The following is a 26487-nucleotide window of genomic DNA, read 5'->3' on the forward strand; positions in this document are numbered from 1 at the left end:
CGCGACGCATAATCGTCGCAATGGTGAAAAACGGACCCGCCTGTGTTTTTTGGGCGCGGGTCCCGCGGTGGAGCAAAGACGATGTCCGACAAGATCTATGACGTAAGCGCGGATTGGGCCAAGCGGGCCTGGATCGACGACGCCAAATATCGCGAGATGTATGAGCGCTCGATCAAGGATCCAGACGGGTTCTGGTCCGAGGCAGCCAAGCGGGTCGACTGGATCAAGCCGTTCACCAAGGTCGAGAACACCTCGTTCGAACTCGGCAAGGTCTCGATCAAATGGTTCGAGGACGGCGTGCTCAACGCCGCCTACAATTGCATCGACCGGCATCTGGAGAAACGCGGCGACCAGACCGCGATCATCTGGGAAGGCGACGATCCCTCGCAGTCGAGGCACATCACCTATCGCGAACTCCATGACGAAGTCTGCAAGATGGCCAACATCCTCAGACTACGCAATGTCAAGAAAGGCGACCGCGTCACCATCTACCTGCCGATGATCCCGGAAGCGGCGTATGCGATCCTCGCCTGCGCGCGGATCGGCGCGATCCACTCGGTGGTGTTCGGCGGCTTCTCACCGGATTCCATCGCCGGCCGCCTCCGCGATTGCAAGTCCCGCGTCATCATCACGTCCGATGAGGGCCTGCGCGGCGGCCGCACCATCGCGATGAAGGCCAACGTCGACGCCGCGATCGAGAAGGTCAACGGCGAGGTCGATTGGGTGATCGTCGTCAAGCGCACCGGCGGCCAGGTCAACATGGATCCAACGCGCGACGTCTGGTATCATGAGGCCGCAGCCGTTGTCGAAAGCGAATGCCCGTGCGAGCCGATGAACGCGGAAGACCCGCTGTTCATTCTCTACACGTCGGGCTCGACGGGACAGCCCAAGGGCGTGCTGCACACCACCGCCGGCTATCTGGTCTTCGTGGCGATGACCCACCAGTACGTGTTCGACTATCACGACGGCGACATCTACTGGTGCACCGCCGACGTCGGCTGGGTCACCGGCCACAGCTACATACTCTACGGGCCGTTGTGCAACGGCGCGACCACGATGATGTTCGAGGGCGTGCCGAACTATCCGGACAATTCGCGGTTCTGGAGCGTGATTGACAAGCACAAGGTCAACATCTTCTACACCGCGCCGACCGCGATCCGCGCATTGATGCAGGCGGGCGACGAACCGGTGAAGAAAACCTCGCGCGCGAGCCTGCGCCTGCTCGGCTCGGTTGGAGAGCCGATCAATCCGGAAGCCTGGGAATGGTACCATCGCGTGGTCGGCGACAGCCGCTGCCCGATCGTCGACACCTGGTGGCAGACCGAGACCGGCGGCATCATGATATCGGCGCTGCCCGGCGCGATCGCGCAGAAACCCGGCTCCGCAACCAAGCCGTTCTTCGGAATCGTGCCCGAGATCGTCGATGCCGAGGGCAAGGTGCTGGAAGGCGAATGCAGCGGCAACCTGTGCATCGCGCGATCGTGGCCGGCCCAGATCCGCACGGTCTATGGCGATCACGCCCGCTTCGAGCAGACCTACTTCTCCTCCTATAGGGGCAAGTACTTCTCCGGCGACGGCTGCCGCCGCGACGCCGACGGCTACTACTGGATCACCGGCCGCGTCGATGACGTCATCAACGTCTCCGGCCACCGCATGGGCACGGCGGAGGTCGAAAGCTCACTGGTGGCGCATGAAAGCGTCTCGGAAGCCGCCGTGGTCGGCTATCCCCACAACATCAAGGGTCAGGGCATCTATGCCTATGTCACGCTGATGGCGGGCGTGGAGCCAAGCGAGACGCTGCGCAAGGAACTGGTCGCCTGGGTGCGCAAGGACATCGGCCCGATCGCTTCGCCCGACCTGATCCAGTTCGCGCCGGGCCTGCCCAAAACCCGTTCCGGCAAGATCATGCGCCGCATCCTGCGCAAGATCGCCGAGGACGAGCCGTCAAGCCTCGGCGACACCACGACGCTGGCCGATCCCGGCGTCGTCACAGATCTCGTCAAGAACCGCCAGAACAAGAAGGACGGCGCCGCGGCGTAGGTTCAGAGCAATTTACATTTAGACGGAAACGCATCGCTGGCCACAGAGACACCCTCTCCCATTGGGAGAGGGTGGGGGTGAGAGGATCCGACGTCTCGATGCTGAATTCCCCGGCACTACGTGCCGACCTCTCCCGGCGGGGAGAGGTGAAGGTGGTCGGGTCAGGCTGCTTTGACCAACATCATCTCTCTCCCGATCACTGGCTCGCCCACACGATCCGCGCGATCCACTCCACCTCGGAAGCCGACAGCGTGCGGTTGACGTGGCTCGGATTGAGCGATTGCAGTTCAATCGTCTTCGCGGTCCGGCGCTTGAGTTCCTTCACCATCACCTCGCCGTCCCTGGTCTTTACCACCACGCGGTCACCGCGCCGGATCGGCGTGCCCGGCGAAACCACGATGACATCGCCGTCGCGGTAGGCAGGCTTCATCGAGTCGCCGGATATCTCCAGCGCATAGGCGTGCTCGTCGTTGACGGAAGGAAGCCCCACCTCGTCCCAGCCCTTGCCGACAGGAAAGCCGCCATCGTCGAAATAGCCGCCCACACCGGCTTCGGCGAAGCCGAGCAGCGGCACCGCCTGCGCGGCGCGCGCCGTGTCCTCGATGAACTGCACGAAGGTGTCGATCGCGGTATCGGTGGCCGCGAGCGCCTTGGCGACCGATTCGGTCGACGGCCACCGCTCGCGGCCGTCGCTGGTGACGCGTTTCGATTTGTTGAAGGTGGTCGGGTCGAGTCCGGCTCTTCTCGCAAGACCCGATGGCGACAGGCCGGCGCGCTCGGCGAGACGATCCAACGCCGACCAGATCTGGGCATGTGTCAGCATGGTCATATGGCGGGTCCTGATCTCGCTTCCCGGAGCGATGAATTCTGTCACGATCTAGGAATTATTACCTCATTTGACGCCAATCCGCAATGCGCCGCGGGTAAAATGCGGCTCTTGAAGTGAAAGCGGGCCACCGATACGGTCACGTTGATCCGCTGCAATTTAAGCGAGCGGAAACATGATCATGCGCTTTTCAGTATCGTAGAGCGCAATGCGGGCTCGGGACACGCGTGCGAACGATCTACAAAATCTGCCCTGCTTCGGCCTGGCGGGAGGCCGAACGGCACGGCGTCTTTCGCGGCAGCGCCGATGACTTGCGCGACGGCTTCATTCATTTTTCCACCGCCGCCCAGGTCGAGGGCACGGCTCGCAAGCACTTCGCTGGTCAGACCGGGCTGCTTCTGATCGCGATCGATGCCGATGGGCTGGGCGATGCGCTGCGCTGGGAAGTCTCGCGCGGGGGCGAATTGTTTCCGCATCTTTACGGCGAACTCGATCTCAGCCACGTCACGGCGGTGCAGGACATGCGCGCACGAGCGGACGGATCTCACGACATTCCGGAGCTTGCGCCGTGATTCGCGCCTTCGACAATTTCTCGCTGCCGCTCCTGCGCTGGTTCGATCCGGAGGACGCCCATCGCATGGCGATGCAGGGATTGCGGCTGCTGCCACCGATACGTCAGCGCGCCGACGATCCCAAGCTCGCGGTTCGCGCCTTCGGATTGAATTTTCCCAACCCGATCGGCATGGCCGCCGGCTTTGACAAGAGCGCCGAAGTTCCGGACGCGCTGCTGAAACTGGGATTCGGCTTTGTCGAGGTCGGCTCCGTGACGCCGCGGCCGCAACCCGGCAATCCGCGTCCGCGCGTGTTCCGGCTCGAACGCGACGAGGGCGTGATCAACCGCATGGGATTCAACAATGACGGCGCCCATGTCGTGCTGCGGCGGCTGGCGGCGCGCGCGCATTCCGGCGGCATCATCGGCGTCAACATCGGCGCCAACAAGGATTCAGCCAATCGCGTCGCCGATTACGTCAGGCTGATCGAAATCTTCGCACCGGTGGCAAGCTACTTCACCGTCAACGTATCGTCGCCCAATACGCCGGGCCTGCGCAACCTGCAGCAGGCGGATGCGCTCAACGAACTGCTGGCGAAGGTGATCGATGCCCGCGAGCGGGTCCGTCAGAATGCCGGCGACACGCCGGTGCTGCTCAAGATCGCACCCGACCTGACGCTGGCAGAACTCGACGACGTCGTCCAGATCGCGCGCTCGCGCCGTATCGACGGCATGATCGTCGGCAACACCACGCTGGCGCGGCCATCGAGCTTGCGCGATCAATCGCGCGCGAAAGAACAGGGCGGGCTGTCCGGGCGGCCACTGTTCCGGCTGTCGACCCGGATGGTGGCGGAGACCTATGTGCGAGCCGAGGGGGCGTTTCCGCTGGTCGGGGTCGGCGGCATCGATTCCGGAGGCGCGGCGCTGACCAAGATTCGCGCCGGCGCGAGCCTGATCCAGCTTTATTCGGCGCTGGTCTACAAGGGACTGGGACTGGTCGACGACATCAAGCGCGATCTGATGTCGACGCTGCTGCGCACGGGGCGCGACTCGCTGTCGGAAATCGTCGGCGCGGATGCCGCGGCAATCACGGCGGAAGACTGGCCGGCTTAGCCTCATCTTTTTTTGATCAAGCATGATCTATCCGAAAACCGGCTCACCCCGGATGGCAGGCTTTTTCGGGTCATGTCTAACGCCCGCGCGGCGTCCCGAACAGGCGCGACAACAGCCAGATCGGGATCACCACGACGGCGCCGAGCAGAAAGTAGCGCCACAGTCCGTTGATCGCATCGAAGCCGAGATTCCAGACGCGTTCGACCAGCAGGCGGATGCTTTGCACGATATTCCAGGGATCGAAGCCGATCGCAGCGAGCATTACGCCAACCAGCGTCGACAGCAGGATCAGGCGAAACGCGACCGCCAGCGGCGAGCCCCCCAGGAAACGCGACAGGCTGTCGTTCTCGGCCGGAAATTTCCGGGTGTCGTTCTGCATCGTGACCCTCCTGCGGGATTCGAGGCCCCGCGCGTCGCAGCATAGCCCAAAAAACCGCGTGATGCAGATGGGGAACCGCCGTTCCGCCGTCAATGGTCCAGCAGCGCGATCAGATCGCGTTCATGCGGATCGAACCGCTGCAGCGGAGGCGAGCATCCGCTCCAGCGTCTCCAGCCGGTCGGCCTCGCGCGGCGGCTTGTCCCAGCGCAGGCGGTTGATGCGGGGAAAACGCATCGCCACGCCGGACCTGTGCCGGGCCGAACGTTGCAATCCCTCGAAGGCGACTTCCAGCACCAGCCCCCGATCGGGCTCATGCACGACATGGCGCACCGGACCGAAGCTCTCGGTGGTGTTGCGGCGGACGAAACGGTCGATCCGCAACAGTTCCTCGTCGGTAAAGCCGAAATAGGCCTTGCCGACCGGCACCAGTTGCTCGTTTCCATCGGTCTCGGTCCAGACTCCGAAGGTGTAGTCCGAGTAATAGGACGAGCGCTTGCCGTGGCCGCGCTGCGCATACATCAGCACGGCGTCGATGACATGCGGATCGCGTTTCCATTTCCACCACAGGCCCTTGGGACGTCCCGGCAGGTACGGCGCGTCGCGGCGCTTCAGCATGATGCCCTCGACCGCGGCGGCATCCGCTCCCGCCGCGGCCGGATCGGCGCGGACTGCCGCGAGTTCGCCCCATGTGGCGAAGGGCACCTGCGGCGACAGGTCGATACGCGGATCGTCAAGCGCTGCGATGAAATCAACCAGCCGCCGCCGGCGCTCGTCGAACGGCAACTCGCGCAGGTCGTTGTCGCCATCGCCGAGCAGATCGTAAGCGCGCAAGTGGATGGGGAATTCCTTCATCAGCCTAGGGGTCACGGTCTTGCGGTTCAGCCGCTGCTGCAGGACGTTGAACGATTGCACCCGTCCCTCGCGCACCACCAGCAACTCGCCGTCGATGGCGAACGCTTGATGCCGAAAAGTGCGAAGCGGTTTTCGGTAATCATCAAGTGTCCCTTCTGAAGATTCCTGCAACCTCAGCGAAGGGAGCAAATCCGGAAAGCCGCCCGTGATGTCCTCGCCGGTCCGCGAATAGAGCCGGATCGCGGCACTGCCGTGCTCGTCGCGACCGCCGACCGCCTGCACGCGGATGCCATCCCATTTCCACTCGGCAGTAAAATCAGCGGCATCCAGCCGTGCAAAATCGGCGTCCTCGATCGCGTGCGCCAGCATCACCGGCCGGAACGGCGCGGGAAGCCGATTGACCGGCTTGTCGGCGCGGCCCTCCAGCCATGCGAACAGATCGAGATATGGCGGCGCGAGACCTGGCCAGATCAGTTCGACATCGTGCGTGTCCTTATCGCCGAGCGCCGCAGCGGCGGTCTTGGCGAGCCGCGCGGACACGCCAATCCGCATCGCCCCGGTGACGAGTTTCAAGAGTGCCCAGCGCCCGATTTCGTCCAACTCGTCGAGCCAGCGGGCGAGCTGCGCCGGCAGTTCGGACTTGCCGAGCGTGCGCAGCGTCGTGACGACATCAGTAAGCGTGGGCGGCGGTGATTTGCTGTCGTGCTCGCGCCTCAGCGCCGAGGGCCACATCAGCGCCACCGTTTCGGAGAGATCGCCGACGTAGTCATAGGACAGCGCGAACAGCACCGGATCGGTCCGAGCGGCGATCAATTCGCGGATCAACGCGGGTTTGGCGTGCTTGAACGATAATGCGCCGGTCAGCGCCGCCAGCGCGTAGCCACGATCCGGATCCGGCGTCTCGCGAAAATACGCCGTGATCAGCCGCAGCTTGTTGTTGCGCCCGGGTTCATAGGCGAGGCGGTCCAGCAATTCGGCGAAGCGGTTCATCAACCATCCTCTTCGCTTGAGGTCGCATCCTCCCCGCTGTCCTCATCGCCGTAACCGACCAGTGCGAGCGGACGCGCGACGAGCCCTTGCGACGTGCACCAATGCACCAGCGCATCTTCCTGGCCGTGCGTCACCCAGATCTCGCCTGCTCCTGTCGCTGCGATGGTGCGGGTCAGGCCGTCCCAATCGGCATGATCGGAAATAACCAGCGGCAGTTCGACGCCGCGCTGCCGCGCCCGCGCGCGAACCCGCATCCAGCCCGACGCAAACGCCGTCACCGGATCGGGAAAGCGCCGCGTCCAGAGATCCGCGATCGCCGAGGGCGGCGCCAGCGTGATGGTGCCGGCAAGGTCGGCCTTCTTCATTCCCGTGGCCGGCCGCAATTCGCCAAGCGCGACACCGCGGCTTTGATAGTACTGCGTGACCTTGTCCATCGCGCCATGCAGATAGATCGGCGCGCCGTAGCCGGCTTCGCGAATCAGCGCGATCACGCGCTGCGCCTTGCCGAGCGAATAGGCGCCGACGAGATGCGCGCGATCCGGAAACAGCGCCGCCGAAGCCAGCAATTTGTCCACTTCGCACGCCGCATCGCCATGACGAAACACCGGCAGGCCGAACGTCGCCTCCGTGATGAAGACATCGCACGGCACCACCTCGAACGGGGTGCATGTCGGATCGCGGACATCCTTGTAGTCGCCCGAGGCGACGATCCGGAGCCCGCCATGGGTGACCGCGATCTGCGCCGAGCCCAGCACGTGGCCCGCGGGATGGAATTTGATCGAGACCCCGCCGAGCGCGATCTCTTCGCCGTAAGCTATCGCCTGCGTGGAGCCGGCGAAACCATCACCGTAGCGCAGCCGCATGATGTCGAGCGTGTCCTGCGTCGCCAGCACCGCGCCGTGACCGGGGCGGGCGTGATCGGAATGGCCATGGGTGATGACCGCACGGTCCACGGGACGCACCGGATCGATATGGAAGCCGCCGGGCTTGCAACACAATCCGGCGGCGACGGGCATCAGGATGTCTTGCGGACGCATAGCGGGCATATAGGCAGCCGCCGGAGGCGTTGGAGTCCGGACGCTTCGAAGATGTCCGGCGCAACGAAAAAGCCCCGGCCTTGGCCGGGGCTTCACGTATCAGATCCCAAACAGGACGACCGTTTTCAGGATCGCGCCTATTCCCGCTGTCCCAGCAACTGCAACAGCAGCGTGAACAGGTTGATGAAGTTCAGGTAGAGCGACAGCGCACCTGTAATCGCCGCGCGTTCCGCGATCTCGCCGCCCTGCGAGGCGTAGCCGTAGATGTAGTCGTTCTTCAGCCGCTGGGTGTCCCAGGCGGTGAGGCCCGCAAACACTAGCACGCCGGCCACCGACACCACGAACTGCAATGCCGAGCTCGCGATGAAGAGGTTCACCAAGCTCGCGATGATCACGCCGATCAGGCCCATGAACAGGAATGAGCCAAGGCCGGTCATGTTACGCTTGGTGGTGTAGCCGAACAGGCTCAGCGCGCCGAACGAGGCCGCGGTGATGAAGAACACCCGCACGATCGAGGTGTGGGTGTACACCAGGAAGATCGACGACAGCGACACGCCCATCAGCGCCGAGAACGCCCAGAACAGCATCTGTGCGGTCGCGGGCTTCAGGCGGTTGATGCCGAAGGAGATGGCGAACACCATCGCCAAGGGCGCGAGCATGAATACCCACTTCAAGGGGCTGACGAACAATGCAACGCCGAACGGCGTCAGGTATTGCCCAGCCTTCAGCGCGAATGCAGCTCCCGTCGTCGATTTAGCGGCAAGAGAAGCGTCGCCCGTCACGGCCAGCATGTAAACGCCGAGCGCGGCCAGGCCGGTGATGGCGAGGCCGATCGACATGTAGTTGTAGATCTTGAGCATATAGGCCCGCAGACCGGCATCGACGGCCGCGGTATCAACCCGTCCGGCGGCCCGGCCAAACGGAGAGGTGTAGTTACGGTCTAAGTCCGACATGGTCGAATTCCCACGGTTGTCTGACGCCACTTATGATTTACGCGCCAGTTCGAATTCTGTCTCGGATACGTCGGTCTGCGAATGTTTAACTTTTCGTCATCAGGCCAATGTCCGACCCAAGCTGTATGTGGGAAACTAGCACAACGGGCGCAAGCTTCCACGCGCGGCTGAATGTCGCCCTCCGGACGGGCATTGGCCCCGGCCGCGGACGACCGATGCGCCAAAAGCGTCAAATCCGCAAGGGGATCAATCACCCCCGCCTGGTCGCGGCATCGTGGATCCGATCGCCGCCATGTCTGCTACATATTGTCATAAATGGCGGAGCGCCCGGGCCGGCTTCTGGTTCAGCGCCGTCAGCGTGCCGGCCAGCCCCAGCACCACGGTGACGAACAGCGCCACGACCACCACCAAGGCCGCGCTGCCTGCCTGCCACTCGAAGCCGAGCGTCATGAGCCGGGTCACGATCAGCCACGCGGCGACCGAACCGGCGGCCACGCCGAACACCGCGGTGGCCGTGCCGATCATCAGATATTCCAGGGTGTAGGCACCCAGCAGCCGCAACCGGGTGGCGCCGAGGGTTTTGAGGATCACCGCGTCGTAGACGCGATGGCGGTGGCCGGCCGCCAGCGCGCCGCCGAGGACCAGGATCGCCGAAATTAGGGTGACGGTGCTGGCGCCGCGGATCGCCAGCACCAGATTGGTGACCACGGTTCCGATGGTCTCCAGAGCGTCGCGAACCCGCACGCTCGTCACCATCGGGAACGCGCCGGCCACGGCCTCGATGATGGCGGTATCTTCAGCGATGCTGTCATGCGTCTCGGTCAGGGTCGCGATATGGGTGTGCGGCGCGCCGCGAAAAGCGTTGGGCGAGAACACCAATACGAAGTTTATGCCGAGGCTCTGCCAGTCGACGTTGCGCATGTTGCTGATGGTGGCGGTGACGTCGCGGCCAAGGACATTGACGACGACCGTGTCGCCGAGCTTGAGCCCGAGTCCGTCGGCCAGTTTCTTCTCGAACGACACCAGCGGCGGACCGTCATAATCCGGTCCCCACCATTGGCCTTCCACCACCTTCGACCCCTTCGGCACCTCGCCGGTGTAGGTCAGGCCGCGATCGCTTTGCAGCACCCATTCGGCTTCGTGAGAAGGTTTCAGCCTGTCGGCGCTGACGCCGCGCGCCGCGACGATGCGGCCGCGCAACATCGGGACGTCTTCCACCGTTGCTTGTGGAGCCTGCTGCTTGAGAAACGCCGTGAACCGGTCCGACACCGACGAGGGGATGTCGATGAAATAGAACGACGGCGCGCGCTCCGGCAAAGCGGCCAGGAACTGGCGGCGCAAATTGCCGTCGATCTGGGTGATCGTGACCAGCACGGCAAGGCCGAGGCCGAGCGAAAGCACGACCGAGGGCGTCAGCGTTCCCGGACGATGGATGTTGGCAACCGCAAGCCGCACCATGGTCATCCGCGACCGCGGCAGCCTGCGCGCCAGTCCCATCAGGGCGGAAGCGATGCCGCGCAACACCACGAACACCATCGCCGACCCGGCCACGAACACCAGAGCCACGCGCTTGTCATAGGCAAGGCCGATGGCGATCCCGACCAGCAGCGCGATCAGAAGCGCCACCCAGGCCAGGTAGCGGGTTGGCGGCCGGCGCGCCTCGTTTGCAACGGTGTCACGAAACAGCGCCGCGACCGGAATGTCATGAACCCGCGCCAGCGGCCACATGCCGAATGCGAGCGCGGTCAACAGGCCATATACGGCCGATAACGCCAGATCACCGGGGTGCAGCGCCGGGATCACCGGCAACGGCAGAAGATGACCGAAAGCGCCGACGATGACGAAAGGCAGCGCCGCGCCGACCGCCAGACCGGCGAGCGATCCGAGAACCGCCAGCACCATGACCTGCGTCAGATAGATCGCGAACACATCGCGTCCTGTCGCGCCCAGCGCCTTGAAAGCCGCGATGACGTCGCGGCGGCGGTCGACGTGGCTCTTGACGGCATTTCCGACGCCGACGCCCCCCACCAGCAGGGCGGCGAGCCCGACCAGGGTCAGATACTGCGTAAAACGCGAGATGGTCCGCTCAAGTTGCGGCGACGCGTTGTTGCGGCTGCGGATGTCCCAGCCTGCCTCCGGAAGCGCCGCCCGCGCATCGTCGGCCAGCGCCGACGCCGCGCCGTCGTCCGCACCATCGCCGGCAAGCCGGACCCGGTAAGTCCAGCGCACCAGACTGCCGGGCTGCAGCAAGGCGGTAGCGCGCAGGCCATCGATGCTGGTGAGAAAGCGCGGCCCGAGTCCGATACCGCCTGCCAGCTTGTCGGGTTCGGCATCCACAACGCTGCGGATTTCGAAGGTGGCGCTACCGACCGTGACGCGATCGCCGACCTTGAGATCAAGCCGCGCCAGCAGGGCAGGATCGGCGGCCGCTCCGAACACGCCGTCACGCTCGGCGAGCAGATCGGCCATCGGGAGTTTCGGCGCCAACCTCAGCGCACCGAGCATGGGATAGGCCCGATCGACCGCCTTGAACTCGACCAGCGCCAATTGCCCGTCGGGCGCCCGCGCCATCGCGCGCAGCATCGCCGCCGTCGAGACCTCTCCTCGGGCGCGCAGGAATGCGATCTCTTCCGGCTTCGCCTCGCGCTGGATCAGCGAAAACGCGACGTCGCCACCAAGCAGCGCGCGACCCTCGCGCGCCAGCCCATCCGACAGGCTTGATGCCACCGAGCCAACGCCGGCAATCGCCATGACGCCGAGCGCGATGCAGGCGATGAAGACGTAAAAACCGCGCAAGCCGCTACGCAATTCGCGCAACGCCAGCCGGAGGGGTAGAAACGGGACGCGGGCCATCTACATCCACTTCGTCATTCGAGGGTGCGACCGGAGTTCGCGAGCCCGGAGTGACGGACGGTTTGCGGTTCGGAACAACGGATGACGGGTCATTGCGCGGCTCGGTCGATGCGGCCCGAGCGCAGCCGCACCACGCGATCGCAACGCCGCGCGAGCGCGGTGTCATGGGTGACCAGCACCAGCGTCATGCCGCGCTCGGCATGTTTGGCGAAGAGCAGATCGACGATCTGCTGGCCGGTCGCCTCGTCCAGATTGCCGGTCGGCTCGTCGGCGACGAGTATCGCCGGATCGGGCGCGAACGCCCGCGCCAGCGCCACGCGCTGCTGCTCGCCGCCGGACAACTGCGCCGGATAATGATGCAGCCGCTCGCCGAGACCTACCGCCTCCAGTTCTCGCGCCGCGCGCGCCGATGCGTCGGGGGCACCCGCAAGTTCGAGCGGCACCGCGACGTTCTCGAGCGCCGTCATGGTCGGGATCAAATGAAACGACTGGAACACGATGCCGACGTGGCGGCCGCGAAATCGAGCGAGGGCATCTTCGTCGAGAGCATTGAATCGAGTGCCATCGACCACCACCTCTCCGCTGTCAGGACGTTCAAGCCCGGCCATCACCATGAGCAGCGTCGATTTGCCCGATCCCGACGGGCCGATCAGACCGACCGCTTCGGCGCGGCCGACACGGAGATTGATGTCCTTGAGGATGTGGACCCGCGCCGCGCCGCTGCCGAGCGTGAGGTTGACATTGGCGATGGCGATGGCATCCGGGACTTCGGAATAACCGGCCGGCGACGAGCGTTCGATGAGATTGTCCATGCGAAAGTCATATGGGGCTTCCTTTCCGGCAGTCGAGTGGTTGAAGCGCATGTTTATGTGGCTGGCGTTGAGCGTGGTGTTGACGGCATCCGCATTCGCGCAGGCCCCCTCCGCCGGTCCGATCAAGCTCGTCGTGCTCGGCGACTCCTTGAGCGCCGGCCTCGGACTTCCAGCCGCCGCCGCATTTCCCGCCCAATTGGAAAAGGCATTGCAAAACAAAGGGCTGAACGTGGCGATCAACAATGCCGGCGTTTCCGGCGACACCGCCTCCGGCGGTCTCGACCGGCTCGACTGGTCGGTGCCGGCCGGCACCCGGGGCGTGATTCTCGAACTGGGTGCAAACGATGCGCTCCGCGGCCTCGATCCCAAGGTGACGCGTACCGCGCTGGACAACATCCTGAAGCGGCTGAAGGCGCGCGGTATCGCGGTTTTGTTGTGCGGTATGGTCGCGCCGCCGAATTACGGCGCCGAATATGCCGCGCAATTCAATGCGATCTTTCCCGATCTCGCCAAGGCATACGACGTGCCGCTTTATCCGTTTTTCCTCGATGGCGTCGCGGCCAACACCAAGCTCAATCAGGCCGACGGCATTCATCCGACCGCGGCGGGCATTGGAGTGATCGTGACGAATATCATGCCGACGGTTGAGTCCTTTGTCCGCGGCATAGCTGGGCAGAAAGAGTGAGAACCACGTGCTTCGCACCATCATAGAACTACGATAAAAGCGGATATCGTCGATTCGCCGCCGAATTGGTTTCGAACTTCGCTTTTCGCCGCGCGAGTTTCGGAACCGGGTCTCAGCATCGAGGGTGTTGCGATGCCGCGTTTGTTCACCGGGCTGGAGATACCGCCCGACGTCTGCCGCATACTGTCCGATCTGCGCGGCGGTCTGCCCGGCGCCCGCTGGATCGATCCCGAAAATTACCATCTCACGCTGCGCTTCATCGGCGATATCGACGGCGCATCCGCCAACGAGATCGCGTCGGTGCTGCTGCGGGTCAACCGCAAACCATTCGAGGTGACGCTGCGCGGGCTGTCCAGTTTCGGCGGCAAGAAACCGCGCGCCGTCGTCGCTTCGGTGGAGCCGAGCGGGCCGCTGGTCGAGTTGCAGGCCGAACTCGAACGGCTGATCCAGCGCTGCGGGCTCGATCCCGAGAGCCGCAAGTTCACGCCTCACGTGACGCTGGCTCGGCTGCGCGACGCATCCAACCATGACGTCGCGAACTATCTGTCGGTGCGGGGCTATTTTCCGTCCAAAGTCTTCACCGCCGAGCGTTTCGTGCTGTTCTCCTCGCGCGCCTCGGTCGGCGGCGGACCTTATGTGGTGGAGGATTCCTACGCGCTCAGCCCGTAACCGTTCGACCTGCAAGTCCTTCAACCAATTCACGACTTGCATTTCGGCTGATATGGAGTCGTAAGCTGTCTGATGCTTTCAGCCTCGCCCACGCTGTTCCGTGATCACTATCAGGATCTCGTCGCGTCGGGCGCGCTCGAGGCCGACCCCGCGCAGGCGCGGGTGGCGGACGCTCTCGCCGCGCTGGACGAGCGGCTCATGGCCTACAAGCCGGCCGGCAAAGGCGGCTTTCTCGACAAGCTGTTCCATCCTGACCACGCGCCTCCTCCGAAGGGACTTTATATCTACGGCGACGTCGGGCGCGGTAAATCCATGCTGATGGACCTGTTCTTCCATGACAGCGCGGTCACGCACAAGCGCCGCGTCCATTTTCATGAGTTCATGGCCAACGTTCACGAGCGCATCTTCGCCTTTCGCCAGAGCATCGCACGCGGCGAAACAGCCGACGCCGACGTCATTCAACTCACCGCGGCCGCGATCTTCGAGGAAGCGTGGCTTTTGTGCTTCGACGAATTCCACGTCACCGATATCGCCGATGCCATGATCCTCGGCCGCCTGTTCGCGCGCCTGTTCGAACTCGGCACGGTGGTGGTGGCGACATCCAACGTCCCGCCCGAGAATCTCTATGAGGGCGGCCTCAACCGCGTGCTGTTCCTGCCGTTTATCGAACAGATCGAGGAACGCATGGAGGTGCTGCGCCTCGATGCACGCACCGATTTCCGCATGGAAAAGCTGGCAGGCGTCACGATGTGGCTGACGCCCGCCGACGCCAAGGCCGAAGCGGCGCTCGACAAGGGGTGGGCGCTGATGACCGGCGGCGCGCCGTGCAGGCCCCGCGACATCGCGATCAAGGGCCATGCCTTGCGCGTGCCATGCTCGTCCCACGGCGTGGCCCGGTTTTCCTTCGCCGATCTGTGTGAGCAGCCGCTTGGCGCCTCCGACTATCTGAGGCTCGCGCGGGACTATCATACCCTCATCATCGATCGCATCCCGGTCATGAACGACGCCGACCGCAACGCCGCCAAGCGGTTCATCGCGCTGATCGACACGCTGTATGACAACGGCGTGAAACTGATGGCCTCGAGCGACACCGATCCACTGTCGCTCTATCGCGCCACTGAAGGCTTCGAGGCGAACGAATTCAAGCGCACCTCCTCGCGCCTGATCGAGATGGGCTCGGACTCCTACCTGGCCCAGGCCCACGGCCGCAGCGATTCCGCCGCCGGCGGCTCCAGCACCGGACTGGTGGAGACATGACATTGATGCCGCCATTGCCGGTCATCGGGATCGAACCTTGGGCGAACAGGAATGCACGCTGCACGACTTGAATGGCCGGGACGAAAGGTCTAACCACGCTGATGTCAACATTTTCCTCATCCCGCCTCTTTGCCATCAAAGGATAAATTCCCATGGCGCGCGACAAGATCGCCCTGATCGGCTCCGGTCAGATCGGAGGAACGCTCGCTCATCTCATCGGACTGAAAGAACTCGGTGACGTCGTGATGTTCGATATCGCCGAAGGCATTCCGCAAGGAAAATCTCTCGATATCGCGCAGTCGTCTCCGATGGAGGGGTTCGATGCCAGGCTGACCGGCGCCAATTCCTACGAAGCGCTTGAGGGCGCTGACGTCTGCATCGTCACTGCCGGCATTCCGCGCAAGCCGGGCATGAGCCGCGACGATCTGCTCGGCATCAATCTCAAGGTGATGGAGCAGGTCGGGGCCGGCATCAGGAAATATGCGCCCGACGCCTTCGTCATCTGCATCACCAATCCGCTCGACGCCATGGTCTGGGCGCTCCAGAAAGCCTCCGGCCTGCCGGCGAAGAAGGTGGTCGGCATGGCGGGCGTTCTGGACTCGTCGCGCTTCCGTTATTTCCTCGCCGACGAATTCGACGTGTCGGTGGAAGACGTCACGGCCTTCGTGCTCGGCGGCCACGGCGACAGCATGGTGCCGCTGGTGAAGTACTCGACCGTGGCCGGCATTCCGTTGCCGGACCTCGTCAAGATGGGCTGGACCTCGCAGGCGCGCATCGACGAAATCGTCGAGCGCACCCGCAACGGCGGCGCGGAGATCGTCAACCTGCTGAAGACCGGTTCGGCTTTCTACGCGCCCGCGACGTCGGCGATCGCGATGGCGGAAAGCTACCTGCGCGACAAGAAGCGCGTGCTGCCATGCGCCGCCCATCTCAACGGCGAATACGGCGTGAAGGACATGTATGTCGGCGTCCCCGTGGTGATCGGCGCCAAAGGCGTCGAGCGCGTCGTCGAGATCGAACTTGGGGGCAAGGATCGCGAGGCCTTCGACAAATCGGTCGACGCGGTTCAGGGGCTCATCGATGCCTGCAAGAAGATCGCGCCCGATCTGCTGGGCCGCTGATCGGCCGCGAGGCGACTATCCGCCTGCCGCTCGGCCGGTCTATCACCGGTCTGCGACAGACGGAGACAGGTAAGGTCGAAAATTTTCGTTGCCAATTGTCACTGCCACGCGTCGGAGACCATCGCGATGAACATCCACGAGTACCAGGCCAAAGCGTTGCTGCGCGAATTCGGCGTGCCAGTCTCGCGCGGGGTGCCGGTGCTGAAGGCGTCGGAAGCCGAGGCGGCGGCGACCACGCTGGGCGGTCCGGTGTGGGTGGTGAAAAGCCAGATCCATGCGGGCGGCCGCGGCAAGGGCAAGTTCAAGGAAGCCTCCGCCGGAGACAAGGGTGGCGTCCGTCTCGCCAGGTCGGTCGCCGAGGTCAGCGAATACGCCAGCCAGATGCTCGGGGCGACGCTGGTCACGGTGCAGACCGGCCCCGCCGGCAAGCGGGTCAACCGCCTCTACATCGAGGAAGGCTCCGATATCGACAAGGAGTTCTATCTCTCGGCGCTAGTCGACCGCGAGACCTCGCGGGTCGCGTTCGTCGTTTCCACCGAGGGCGGCGTCAACATCGAGGACGTCGCCCATAAAACGCCTGAGAAGATCGTGACCTTTTCGGTCGATCCCGCCACCGGCGTCATGGCCCATCACGGCCGCACCGTCGCCAAGGCGCTGGGTCTCACCGGCGACCTCGCCAAGCAGGCGGACAGGCTGGTGACGCAGATTTACACCGCCTTCATCGCCAAGGACATGGCGCTTCTGGAGATCAACCCGCTGGTCGTCACCAGGCAAGGTGAACTGCGCGTGCTCGACGCCAAGGTATCATTCGATAGCAATGCGCTGTTCCGCCATTCCGACGTGCTGGCGCTGCGCGACGAGACCGAGGAAGACCCCAAGGAAATCGAGGCGTCTCGCTTCGACCTGAGCTATGTCGCGCTCGACGGACAGATCGGCTGCATGGTCAACGGCGCCGGCCTCGCGATGGCGACCATGGACATCATCAAGCTCTACGGCATGGCGCCTGCGAACTTCCTCGACGTCGGCGGCGGCGCCACCAAGGACAAGGTCGCGGCCGCCTTCAAGATCATCACCGCAGATCCGAACGTGAAGGGCATCCTGGTCAATATCTTCGGCGGCATCATGAAATGCGACGTCATTGCCGATGGCGTCGTCGCCGCGGTGAAGCAGGTCGGCCTCAATGTGCCGCTGGTGGTTCGCCTCGAAGGCACCAATGTCGACGCCGGCAAAAAGATCATCCGCGAGTCCGGCCTCAACGTGCTGCCCGCCGACGATCTCGACGACGCCGCGCAGAAGATCGTCAAGGCCGTGAAAGGGGTCGGGTAAATGTCCGTTCTGATCGACAGGACCACAAAGGTCATCTGCCAGGGCTTCACCGGCAAGAACGGCACCTTTCACTCCGAGGCCGCGATCGCCTACGGCACCAAAATGGTCGGCGGCACCTCGCCGGGCAAAGGCGGCAGCAAGCATCTCGGCCTGCCGGTATTCGACACCGTCCGCGAAGCGCGCGCGGCGACCGGTGCCGACGCCAGCGTGATCTACGTTCCGCCGCAGGGTGCGGCGGATGCGATCTGCGAGGCGATCGACGCCGAGACCCCGCTGATCGTCTGCATCACCGAGGGCATTCCGGTGCTCGACATGGTGCGGGTCAAGCGGTCGCTGTCGGGATCGAAGTCGCGGCTGATCGGACCGAATTGTCCGGGCGTCGTCACCGCCGGCGAATGCAAGATCGGCATCATGCCGGCCAACATCTTCAAGCCGGGCCATGTCGGCATCGTCTCCCGCTCGGGCACGCTGACCTACGAGGCGGTATTTCAGACCAGCCAGGAAGGTCTGGGGCAAACAACCGCGGTCGGCATCGGCGGCGACCCGGTCAAGGGCACCGAATTCATCGACGTGCTGGAAATGTTTCTCGCCGATCCCAAGACCACGTCGATCGTGATGATCGGCGAGATCGGCGGCTCGGCCGAGGAAGACGCCGCCCAGTTCCTGATCGACGAGGCCAAACGCGGCCGCAAGAAGCCTGTGGTCGGCTTCATCGCCGGCGTCACCGCGCCGCCCGGCCGCCGCATGGGCCATGCCGGGGCCATCATCTCCGGCGGCAAGGGTGACGCCGCGTCCAAGACCGCCGCCATGGAAGCCGCCGGCATCATTGTCTCGCCATCTCCGGCGCGACTCGGAAAGACACTTGTCGAAAAATTGAAGTCCTGATTCAAACCTTGGTTCTTTTCGGCGCGAAGTTCCACCCCAAATAAGGTAAGTAAAAAGTTCGAATTCGCGCTGATTCCGCCGCGGAATCGGCGAACGCGCCGTTTGCTATGCGCAAGACTGGAAATCGTCAGGATACGATATGTCTCGCCAGAACGCGAATGCAGCATTTGCCCTTTCCTCGTTCCTGCAGGGCGCGAACGCCTCCTACATCGACGGACTTTACGCCCGCTACGAGAAGGATCCCGGCTCGGTCGACGCCGAGTGGCGGGAATTCTTCGGCAGCCTGAAGGACGCTCCCGAGGACGTTGCGAAGAACGCGGAAGGCCCATCCTGGGAGAAGGCGAATTGGCCTTCGACGCCACGGGACGACCTCACCTCCGCGCTCGACGGCAACTGGGCGCAGGTCGAACAGGCGGTCGGCGCTAAAATACAGGCCAGGACACAGGCGAAAGATTCGGTGCTCGCCGGCGTCGAGGTCCACCAGGCCACCCGCGATTCGGTGCGCGCGCTGATGCTGATCCGGGCCTATCGCATGCGCGGCCACTTCCATGCCCGGCTCGATCCGCTCGGTCTCGAACCTGCGCGCGATCACGAGGAACTCGATCCGCGCGTCTACGGCTTCACCGACGCCGACATGGATCGCAAGATCTTCCTCGACCATGTGCTCGGCCTCGAATACGGCACGCTGCGCGAGATCGTAGCGATCTGCGAGCGAACCTACTGCCAGACGCTCGGCGTCGAGTTCATGCACATCACGAACGGCGCGCAGAAGGGCTGGATCCAGGAGCGCATCGAGGGGCCGGACAAGGAGATCAGCTTCACGCCGGAAGGCCGTCGCGCCATTCTCAAGAAGCTCGTCGAGGCGGAAGGCTTCGAGAAGTTCTGCGACGTCAAGTTCACCGGCACCAAGCGTTTCGGTCTGGACGGCGCCGAATCGCTGATTCCGGCGCTGGAGCAGATCATCAAGCGAGGCGGCAATCTCGGCGTCAAGGAAATCGTGATCGGCATGCCGCACCGCGGACGGCTGAACGTGCTGACGCAGGTGATGGGCAAGCCGCACCGCGCGCTGTTCCACGAATTCAAGGGCGGTTCGGTCAATCCCGACGCCGTGGAAGGCTCGGGCGACGTCAAGTATCACCTCGGCGCCTCAAGCGACCGCGAGTTCGACAACAACCGCATCCACCTGTCGCTGACCGCCAATCCCTCGCACCTGGAAATCGTCGATCCGGTGGTGCTCGGCAAGGTGCGCGCCAAGCAGGATCAGCACGGCGATCCGCCCGACCAGCGCAACTCGGTGCTGCCGCTCCTGATGCACGGCGACGCCGCCTTCGCGGGCCAGGGCGTGGTGGCGGAATGCTTTGCGCTGTCGGACCTCAAGGGCTACCGCACCGGCGGCTCGATCCACTTCATCGTCAACAACCAGATCGGCTTCACCACCTATCCGCGCTACTCGCGCTCCTCGCCCTATCCGTCCGACGTCGCCAAGATGATCGATGCGCCGATCTTCCACGTCAACGGCGACGATCCGGAAGCGGTGGTGTTCGCCGCCAAGGTCGCGACCGAATTCCGGCAGAAATTCCACAAGCCGGTCGTGATCGACATGTTCTGCTATCGCCGTCACGGCCACAACGAAGGCGACGAGCCCTCGTTCACCAACCCGACGATGTACCACAAGATCGCCGCGCATCCCTCCACGCTGGAACTGTACGCGAAGCGGTTGACCGCTGACGGCATCATCACCGAGGGCGAGGTCGAGAAGCTGAAAGCCGACTGGCGCGCGCGGCTCGACGCCGAATTCGAGGGCGGCGCCGGCTACAAGCCGAACAAGGCCGACTGGCTCGACGGCAAGTGGGCGGGTTTCAAGCTCGCCGACCAGGACGAGGAGCCGCGTCGCGGCGTCACCGGCGTCGACGTCGCGACACTGAAGGAGATCGGCCGCAGCATTACCCGCGTGCCGGACGGTTTCCGCGTGCATCGCACGGTGCGACGCTTTCTCGAAAACCGCGCCAGGGCGATCGAGGGCGGCGGCGGTCTCGACTGGGCGACGGCCGAGGCGCTGGCTTTTTGTTCGCTGATGCTGGAGGGTCACAACGTCCGCCTGTCCGGCCAGGACAGCGAGCGCGGCACCTTCTCGCAACGGCATTCGGTATTGTTCGACCAGCAGGACGAGAGCCGCTACACGCCGTTCAACCACCTCGGCAAGGACCAGGGCCGCTACGAAGTCATCAACTCGCTGCTGTCGGAAGAAGCGGTGCTCGGCTTCGAATACGGCTATTCGCTCGCCGAGCCCAATGCGCTCACAATGTGGGAGGCGCAGTTCGGCGACTTCGCCAACGGCGCGCAGGTGGTGTTCGACCAGTTCATCTCCGCTGGAGAACGCAAGTGGCTGCGCATGTCGGGCCTCGTCTGCATGCTGCCTCACGGCTATGAAGGCCAGGGACCGGAGCATTCCTCGGCGCGGCTGGAACGCTTCCTGCAGATGTGCGCGGAAGACAACATGCAGGTGGTCAACCTCACCACGCCGGCCAACCATTTCCATGCGCTGCGCCGGCAGTTGAAGCGCCAGATCCGCAAGCCGCTGATCATGATGACGCCGAAGTCGCTGCTGCGCCACAAGCGAGCGGTATCGCGTCTCGACGAACTCGGCGCCGATACCGCTTTCCACCGCATTTTGTACGACGACGCGGCTATGCTTCCGGAGCAAAAAATCAGACTGCTGGAAGACCAGAATATCCGCCGCGTGGTGCTCTGCTCCGGCAAGGTCTACTATGACCTCTACGAGGAACGCGAGAAGCGCAACATCGACGACGTCTACCTGTTGCGGATCGAACAGTTGTATCCGGTGCCGCTGAAGGCGCTGGTGCAGGTGCTCGGCCGCTTCAAGAATGCGGAGGTCGTCTGGTGCCAGGAAGAGCCGCGCAACATGGGCGCGTGGCACTTCATCGAACCCTATCTCGAATGGATTCTCAACCAGATCGACACTCCCAACAAGCGCCCGCGTTATGCCGGCCGCGCCGCGTCCGCGGCCACCGCGACCGGATTGATGTCGAAGCACCTCGCACAACTCAAGGCGCTTCTCGAAGAAGCACTTGGATAATTAATTGCGTTGCCATGCCCGGTGCGCCATCAAGCTTGCACAGATTGCGTCAACCGGTCTGCGACGCGCGGAGATCCACGTCTCTACATCGCGTTCAAGACGTGGATAGCGGAAACAAGCGAGCGAAGCGGCGCCGTGCTTCGAACGGATATGGCCGGCCATGACCGGCAGAGGATTTAGGAAGGGCTGCTCACATGACTGAGATACGCGTTCCGACGCTCGGCGAATCGGTGACCGAGGCCACCATCGGCAAATGGTTCAAGAAGACCGGCGACACTGTCTCCGTCGACGAACCGCTGGTCGAACTCGAAACCGACAAGGTGACCATCGAAGTGCCGGCGCCCTCCGCCGGCACGCTTGGCGAGATCGTCGCCAAGGATGGCGAGACCGTCGCCGTCGGCGCGCTGCTCGGGCAGATTTCCGAAGGCGCCGCGCCGGCAAAACCCGCGGCCGCCAAGGCTTCGGCGGGCGTCGCGCCCGAAAGCGCAACCGGACGTCCCGACCTCAAGTCCGACACCACGAAACCGATCAATGCCGGCCCGGAAGAGCCGCGGCCCAAGCCGGAAACCTCAGCGCCGGAAACCTCAGCGTCCTCCGACGCGCCGCTCGCGCCTTCGGTCCGCAAGCTCTCCGCCGAGAGCGGCGTCGATGCTTCCACCGTGCCGGGTTCGGGCAAGGATGGCCGCGTTACCAAGGGCGACATGCTGGCCGCAATCGAGAAAGCGGCGGCGGCGCCGACACCGGTCAACCAGCCGGCCGCCGCGGTTCAGCTTCGCGCCCCCTCGCCGCCCGACGACGCCGCGCGCGAGGAGCGCGTGAAGATGACGCGGCTGCGCCAGACCATCGCGCGCCGCCTCAAGGAGGTGCAGAACACCGCCGCGATGCTGACGACCTTCAACGAGGTCGACATGACCCATGTCATGGCGCTGCGTGCGCAGTACAAAGAGGTGTTCGAGAAAAAGCACGGCGCGAAGCTCGGCTTCATGGGCTTCTTCACCAAGGCCTGCGTTCAGGCGCTGAAGGACATTCCCGCAGTCAACGCTGAAATCGACGGCACCGACCTGATCTACAAGAACTACTATCACATCGGCGTCGCGGTCGGCACCGACAAGGGCCTCGTCGTGCCTGTGGTGCGCGACTGCGACCGCAAGACGATCGCCGAGATCGAGAAGGGCATCGCCGATTACGGCCGCCGCGCCCGCGACGGCCAGCTCAAGATCGAGGAGATGCAGGGGGGCACCTTCACCATCACCAATGGCGGCATCTACGGCTCGCTGATGTCGACGCCGATCCTGAACGCGCCGCAGGCCGGTATTTTGGGCATGCACAAGATACAGGAACGGCCGATGGCGATCGGCGGCAAGGTGGAAATCCGCCCGATGATGTATCTCGCGCTCTCCTACGATCACCGCGTCATCGACGGCAAGGAGGCCGTCACCTTCCTCGTGCGCGTCAAGGAATCGCTCGAAGACCCGGCCCGGCTGGTGCTGGATTTGTAGTTCAAGCAAGGGGGGAATCACATGACGCAAATCCTGCTGAAGTCCGATACCAAAGCCACCGAGTTCGGTCATTTGACCTCAATCGATCTGGAGTTGAATGCGGTCATTTTGGAACTGGTTTACCTGGCCTGTCTGAGCTTTGAGCACGGCGAATCCGCCGCACATATTTATGTCTCCGAATACAGCGGAGAAATTAAAAGTATCGACTGTGAGAACCCCTTCAACGCCCTGGGATCTTTCGAGAACATTTCGAAAAAATCAGCAGACTGGGTCTTGTCGCGAACGTTGTTCCACCACGACAACCAGAGGCGACGGGCGAGGGCCGATCAGGAAAACGCGAAAGCTGAAGACAAGCATCAACCGGCGATCGAGAAAAAGCTCGGCAACCTCGACAAGGCCCACGCTTTGAGGCGAAAGCTGATCACCGACGGAGCCGATCCCGACGAACTCAACCGGCTCGTCGGCGGATTGCTCTTCGACCAGCGCGCAAAATTGCTCACCATACCGGACCCAACGAGTTAAGGAGCACAATTGAACCCGAGCAGCTTCGAGCTTGGTATCCACCATAGTTCGGCGACGCCGCGGACAAACCGTCAACGCCGTCGCCCTGGCCGTTATCGGGCGAAGCCCCTCGTGTCGCTGGCATGAAGACGAACATCTCCTGCGGGTGCCAGTGGTCCGATTCTAACATTCGCATCCCGTTTCAGCAGGCGCGCTTGTGCGAATGTTAGAATCAGGGGACCACTGGCAATGTAAGTTTCTAGTGGAGTTTTGGATTTGGCATTCGCATTTGCCAGCCCGCAGCAGGTGGGCAACGAATGTCAGATCCACTCCACCAGGCGCATCATAAGGACTAAACGACAGGATTTGCGATCATGGCGACTTACGACCTCATCGTTATCGGCACCGGCCCCGGAGGTTACGTCTGCGCCATTCGCGCGGCGCAACTCGGCATGAAGGTCGCCGTGGTCGAGAAAAATCCAACGCTCGGCGGCACCTGCCTCAATGTCGGCTGCATGCCGTCGAAGGCGCTGCTGTACGCCTCCGAAACCTTCGAGGAAGCCGGGCATTCGTTTGCAAAGATGGGGGTGACGGTCTCCGATCCGAAACTCGATTTGCCGACGATGATGAATTTCAAACAGCAGGGCATCGACGGCAACGTCAAGGGCGTCGAATACCTGATGAAGAAGAACAAGATTGACGTCATCCACGGCACCGGCAGGATTCTCGCCGCCGGCAAGGTCGACGTGACCGGAGCCGACGGCAAAAAACAGAGTGTCGAAACGAAAAATATCGTCATCGCCACCGGCTCCGGCGTCGCGAAGCTCAAGGGCATCGAGATCGACGAGAAACGCATCGTGTCGTCCACCGGCGCATTGTCTCTAGAGAAAGTGCCGGAAAAACTTCTGGTCATCGGCGCCGGCGTAATCGGCCTCGAACTCGGGTCGGTGTGGCGCCGCCTCGGCGCGCAGGTGACGGTGGTGGAATTTCTCGACCGTATCCTGCCCGGCATGGACGGCGAGATCGCCAGGCAATTCCAGCGCATTCTCGAAAAGCAGGGCTTTGCGTTCAAGCTCGGCGCCAAGGTCACCGGCATCGACTCGTCAGGCAAGACGCTGGCGGCGCATGTCGAACCCGCCGCCGGCGGGGCGACTGAGACGATCGAGGCCGACGTCGTGCTCGTCTGCATCGGCCGCACGCCCTACACCGACGGCCTCGGCCTGAAGGAAGCGGGCGTCGCGCTGGACGAACGCGGGCGCGTGGAAATCGACGCGCATTTCGCGACCAGCGTGAAAGGAATTTACGCCATCGGTGACGTCGTGAAAGGACCGATGCTGGCGCACAAGGCCGAGGACGAAGGCGTCGCCTGCGCCGAAATTCTCGCCGGGCAGGCCGGGCACGTGAACTACGACGTCATCCCCGGCGTGGTCTACACCACGCCCGAGGTCTCATCGGTCGGCAAGACCGAGGAAGAACTGAAACAGGCCGGCACAGCCTATACCGTCGGCAAGTTTCCGTTCACCGCCAACGGCCGCTCCAAGGTCAACCAGACCACGGACGGATTTGTGAAGATTCTCGCCGATGCGAAAACCGACCGCGTGCTCGGCGTTCACATCATCGGCCGCGAGGCCGGCGAAATGATCCACGAAGCCTGCGTATTGATGGAATTTGGCGGCTCGGCGGAAGATCTCGCCCGCACCTGCCATGCTCATCCGACGCGATCGGAAGCTGTCAAGGAAGCTGCCCTCGCCGTTGGCAAACGCGCGATCCATATGTAATGCAATGCGTGACGCAAGATATGCGGCGTCCGCCTTGCTCCTCAGGCGCGAGGGTGCGCCGTCTTGTAGACCTCCAACAGCCGCTCGCTGTCGATGCCGGTGTAGATTTGCGTGGTCGAAAGCGATGCGTGACCCAGCAGTTCCTGGATCGCGCGCAGATCGCCGCCGCGGCTCAAAAGATGCGTCGCGAATGAATGACGCAGCGCATGCGGCGTCACGCTGTCGGGCAGGCCGAGCGCGCCGCGCATCCGCGCCATGACGAGCTGGATGATACGCGCCCTGAGCGGACCGCCCCGCGCGCCGACGAAGATCGGCCCTTCCGGCGGCAGCGAATGCGGACACATCGCGACATAGTCCTGGATCAGCGCCAGCACGTTCTGCAGCACCGGCACCATCCGCGTCTTGTTGCCCTTGCCGGTGACGACCAGCACGTCGCCCGCGCCGGGCTGCGGCACATCGCGGCGCTTCAAGCCGAGCGCCTCGGAAATGCGCAGGCCCGATCCATATAACAATGCCATGACGGCGGCATCGCGCGCCCAGATCCAGGGTTCGCGGTCCTCGCCGGCACGCTCGGACGCATCGGCAAAACGCTTCGCCGCGCTCACTTGAATCGGTTTCGGCAGGCTTTTCCCAACCTTCGGCGCGCGGACCGCGCCGAGCGCGCCGGCCTTGCCGAGCCCTTCCCGCTCCAGAAAGCGCGCGAACGATCGCAATCCCGCCAGCGCGCGCATCAGCGACCGGCCACCGATATCATCGGCGCGGCGCGCGGCCATGAAGGCGCGGACATCCCTCGCCTCAAGCGCGGCAAAGCGCTTCAACGTCACCAACTCACCCCAGTGCTCGCCGAGAAACGCCAGGCATTGCCGGACATCCCGCGCATAGGCCTCGCAGGTCTTGGGGGAGAGCCTTCGCTCGGTCCCCAGATGCGCCAGCCACCGCGCGATTTGCTGCCCCACATCGGGGGCCGCGCAGGCAAGATCGGGTAGCGGTTCCGGAGCGGGCTTGGGCATGATTCCTACCCGTCACGATGATTCCGGCGATTATATCGCGCCGCTTTGGTTTATCGTTTGCTAACCCATAGCGTTTTCGAGCGAAGGGGAACCCGGTTCGCCTGAAGAAAACGCGTCAAATCAAAATCATGGATCCCCGCTTTCGATTCCATCAGAAGCCGAGGCCTCTAGGGTCGAGACTCAATTGATCCACCAAGTCAGGGTAGCGGCCAAGAGGATTGTAGAGAGGAAGATATCGGCCCGCTTGTCATAGC

21 protein-coding genes are annotated in these 26487 nt (G+C 63.7%); 13 read left to right on the top strand and 8 right to left on the bottom strand.

What is annotated here, in order from left to right:
* The first annotated feature begins 81 nt into the window (after positions 1-81).
* Positions 82-2040 (top strand): acetate--CoA ligase, encoded by a 1959-nt coding sequence (gene acs / locus BGO16_RS11020; RefSeq protein ID WP_292618742.1) that lies wholly within the window; start codon positions 82-84, stop codon positions 2038-2040.
* 196 nt (positions 2041-2236) lie between these two features.
* Here acs and BGO16_RS11025 read toward each other — a convergent pair whose 3' ends face one another.
* On the bottom strand, positions 2237-2863 hold the full coding sequence (locus tag BGO16_RS11025; protein ID WP_292618763.1) for a helix-turn-helix transcriptional regulator: 627 nt from the start codon (positions 2861-2863) through the stop codon (positions 2237-2239).
* Positions 2864-3093: 230 nt separating this feature from the next.
* On the opposite strand from BGO16_RS11025, the gene BGO16_RS11030 reads away from it, so the two are divergent.
* Positions 3094-3438, top strand: a complete 345-nt coding sequence (locus BGO16_RS11030) for a DUF952 domain-containing protein (protein ID WP_292618743.1) — start codon at positions 3094-3096, stop codon at positions 3436-3438.
* Positions 3435-4529: a quinone-dependent dihydroorotate dehydrogenase gene (locus tag BGO16_RS11035; protein WP_292618744.1), complete on the top strand. Its 1095-nt coding sequence runs from the start codon at positions 3435-3437 to the stop codon at positions 4527-4529. The genes BGO16_RS11030 and BGO16_RS11035 overlap by 4 nt, the downstream gene beginning before the upstream one ends.
* 76 nt (positions 4530-4605) lie before the next feature.
* On the opposite strand, the gene BGO16_RS11040 is transcribed toward BGO16_RS11035, so the two are convergent.
* The 6 genes from BGO16_RS11040 to BGO16_RS11065 all read right to left on the bottom strand — a co-directional run bounded on the left by BGO16_RS11040 (position 4606) and on the right by BGO16_RS11065 (position 12405).
* Positions 4606-4908 (bottom strand): DUF6460 domain-containing protein, encoded by a 303-nt coding sequence (locus tag BGO16_RS11040; RefSeq protein WP_292618745.1) that lies wholly within the window; start codon positions 4906-4908, stop codon positions 4606-4608.
* Between the two features lie 120 nt (positions 4909-5028).
* Positions 5029-6750, bottom strand: coding sequence for a cisplatin damage response ATP-dependent DNA ligase (locus BGO16_RS11045; RefSeq protein WP_292618746.1), 1722 nt, complete (start codon positions 6748-6750; stop codon positions 5029-5031).
* A complete protein-coding gene (locus BGO16_RS11050; protein WP_292618764.1) occupies positions 6750-7787 on the bottom strand; it encodes a ligase-associated DNA damage response exonuclease in 1038 nt (345 codons plus the stop codon). The genes BGO16_RS11045 and BGO16_RS11050 overlap by 1 nt, the downstream gene beginning before the upstream one ends.
* Positions 7788-7924: 137 nt before the next feature.
* Complete coding sequence (locus tag BGO16_RS11055) at positions 7925-8740, bottom strand: Bax inhibitor-1/YccA family protein (RefSeq protein WP_292618747.1); 816 nt, start codon at positions 8738-8740, stop codon at positions 7925-7927.
* 309 nt (positions 8741-9049) lie between these two features.
* Positions 9050-11593, bottom strand: coding sequence for an FtsX-like permease family protein (locus BGO16_RS11060; RefSeq protein WP_292618748.1), 2544 nt, complete (start codon positions 11591-11593; stop codon positions 9050-9052).
* 89 nt (positions 11594-11682) lie between these two features.
* Complete coding sequence (locus BGO16_RS11065; RefSeq protein ID WP_292618750.1) at positions 11683-12405, bottom strand: ABC transporter ATP-binding protein; 723 nt, start codon at positions 12403-12405, stop codon at positions 11683-11685.
* Here BGO16_RS11065 and BGO16_RS11070 point away from each other — a divergent pair.
* The 10 genes from BGO16_RS11070 (at position 12404) to lpdA (ending at position 25223) form a co-directional block, all read left to right on the top strand.
* Positions 12404-13090: an arylesterase gene (locus BGO16_RS11070; protein ID WP_292618751.1), complete on the top strand. Its 687-nt coding sequence runs from the start codon at positions 12404-12406 to the stop codon at positions 13088-13090. The genes BGO16_RS11065 and BGO16_RS11070 overlap by 2 nt on opposite strands.
* A 132-nt stretch (positions 13091-13222) precedes the next feature.
* A complete protein-coding gene (gene thpR, locus BGO16_RS11075) occupies positions 13223-13759 on the top strand; it encodes an RNA 2',3'-cyclic phosphodiesterase (RefSeq protein ID WP_292618752.1) in 537 nt (178 codons plus the stop codon).
* A gap of 72 nt (positions 13760-13831) precedes the next feature.
* Positions 13832-15016, top strand: coding sequence for a cell division protein ZapE (zapE, locus tag BGO16_RS11080; RefSeq protein WP_292618753.1), 1185 nt, complete (start codon positions 13832-13834; stop codon positions 15014-15016).
* A 152-nt stretch (positions 15017-15168) separates the two neighbouring features.
* Entirely contained in the window at positions 15169-16137 is a 969-nt protein-coding gene (mdh, locus tag BGO16_RS11085; RefSeq protein ID WP_292618754.1) for a malate dehydrogenase, read from the top strand.
* A 126-nt stretch (positions 16138-16263) separates the two neighbouring features.
* Positions 16264-17463: an ADP-forming succinate--CoA ligase subunit beta gene (gene sucC / locus BGO16_RS11090; protein ID WP_292618756.1), complete on the top strand. Its 1200-nt coding sequence runs from the start codon at positions 16264-16266 to the stop codon at positions 17461-17463.
* Positions 17464-18348, top strand: coding sequence for a succinate--CoA ligase subunit alpha (sucD, locus tag BGO16_RS11095; protein ID WP_292618757.1), 885 nt, complete (start codon positions 17464-17466; stop codon positions 18346-18348).
* A 139-nt stretch (positions 18349-18487) separates the two neighbouring features.
* Positions 18488-21445, top strand: a complete 2958-nt coding sequence (locus tag BGO16_RS11100) for a 2-oxoglutarate dehydrogenase E1 component (RefSeq protein ID WP_292618758.1) — start codon at positions 18488-18490, stop codon at positions 21443-21445.
* 194 nt (positions 21446-21639) lie between these two features.
* Positions 21640-22944, top strand: coding sequence for a 2-oxoglutarate dehydrogenase complex dihydrolipoyllysine-residue succinyltransferase (odhB, locus tag BGO16_RS11105; protein WP_292618759.1), 1305 nt, complete (start codon positions 21640-21642; stop codon positions 22942-22944).
* Between the two features lie 21 nt (positions 22945-22965).
* Positions 22966-23466, top strand: a complete 501-nt coding sequence (locus BGO16_RS11110) for a hypothetical protein (protein WP_292618760.1) — start codon at positions 22966-22968, stop codon at positions 23464-23466.
* Between the two features lie 353 nt (positions 23467-23819).
* The gene (lpdA, locus tag BGO16_RS11115) at positions 23820-25223 is read left to right on the top strand and encodes a dihydrolipoyl dehydrogenase (protein ID WP_292618761.1); all 1404 of its coding nucleotides are present in this window, start codon (positions 23820-23822) and stop codon (positions 25221-25223) included.
* Between the two features lie 41 nt (positions 25224-25264).
* Here the strand turns inward: lpdA and BGO16_RS11120 are convergent, their stop codons facing one another.
* On the bottom strand, positions 25265-26233 hold the full coding sequence (locus BGO16_RS11120; protein ID WP_292618762.1) for a tyrosine recombinase XerC: 969 nt from the start codon (positions 26231-26233) through the stop codon (positions 25265-25267).
* Between the last annotated feature and the right edge of the window lie 254 nt (positions 26234-26487).

It is taken from the genome of Nitrobacter sp. 62-23, assembly GCF_001897285.1.
Classification (GTDB): Bacteria; Pseudomonadota; Alphaproteobacteria; order Rhizobiales; family Xanthobacteraceae; genus Nitrobacter.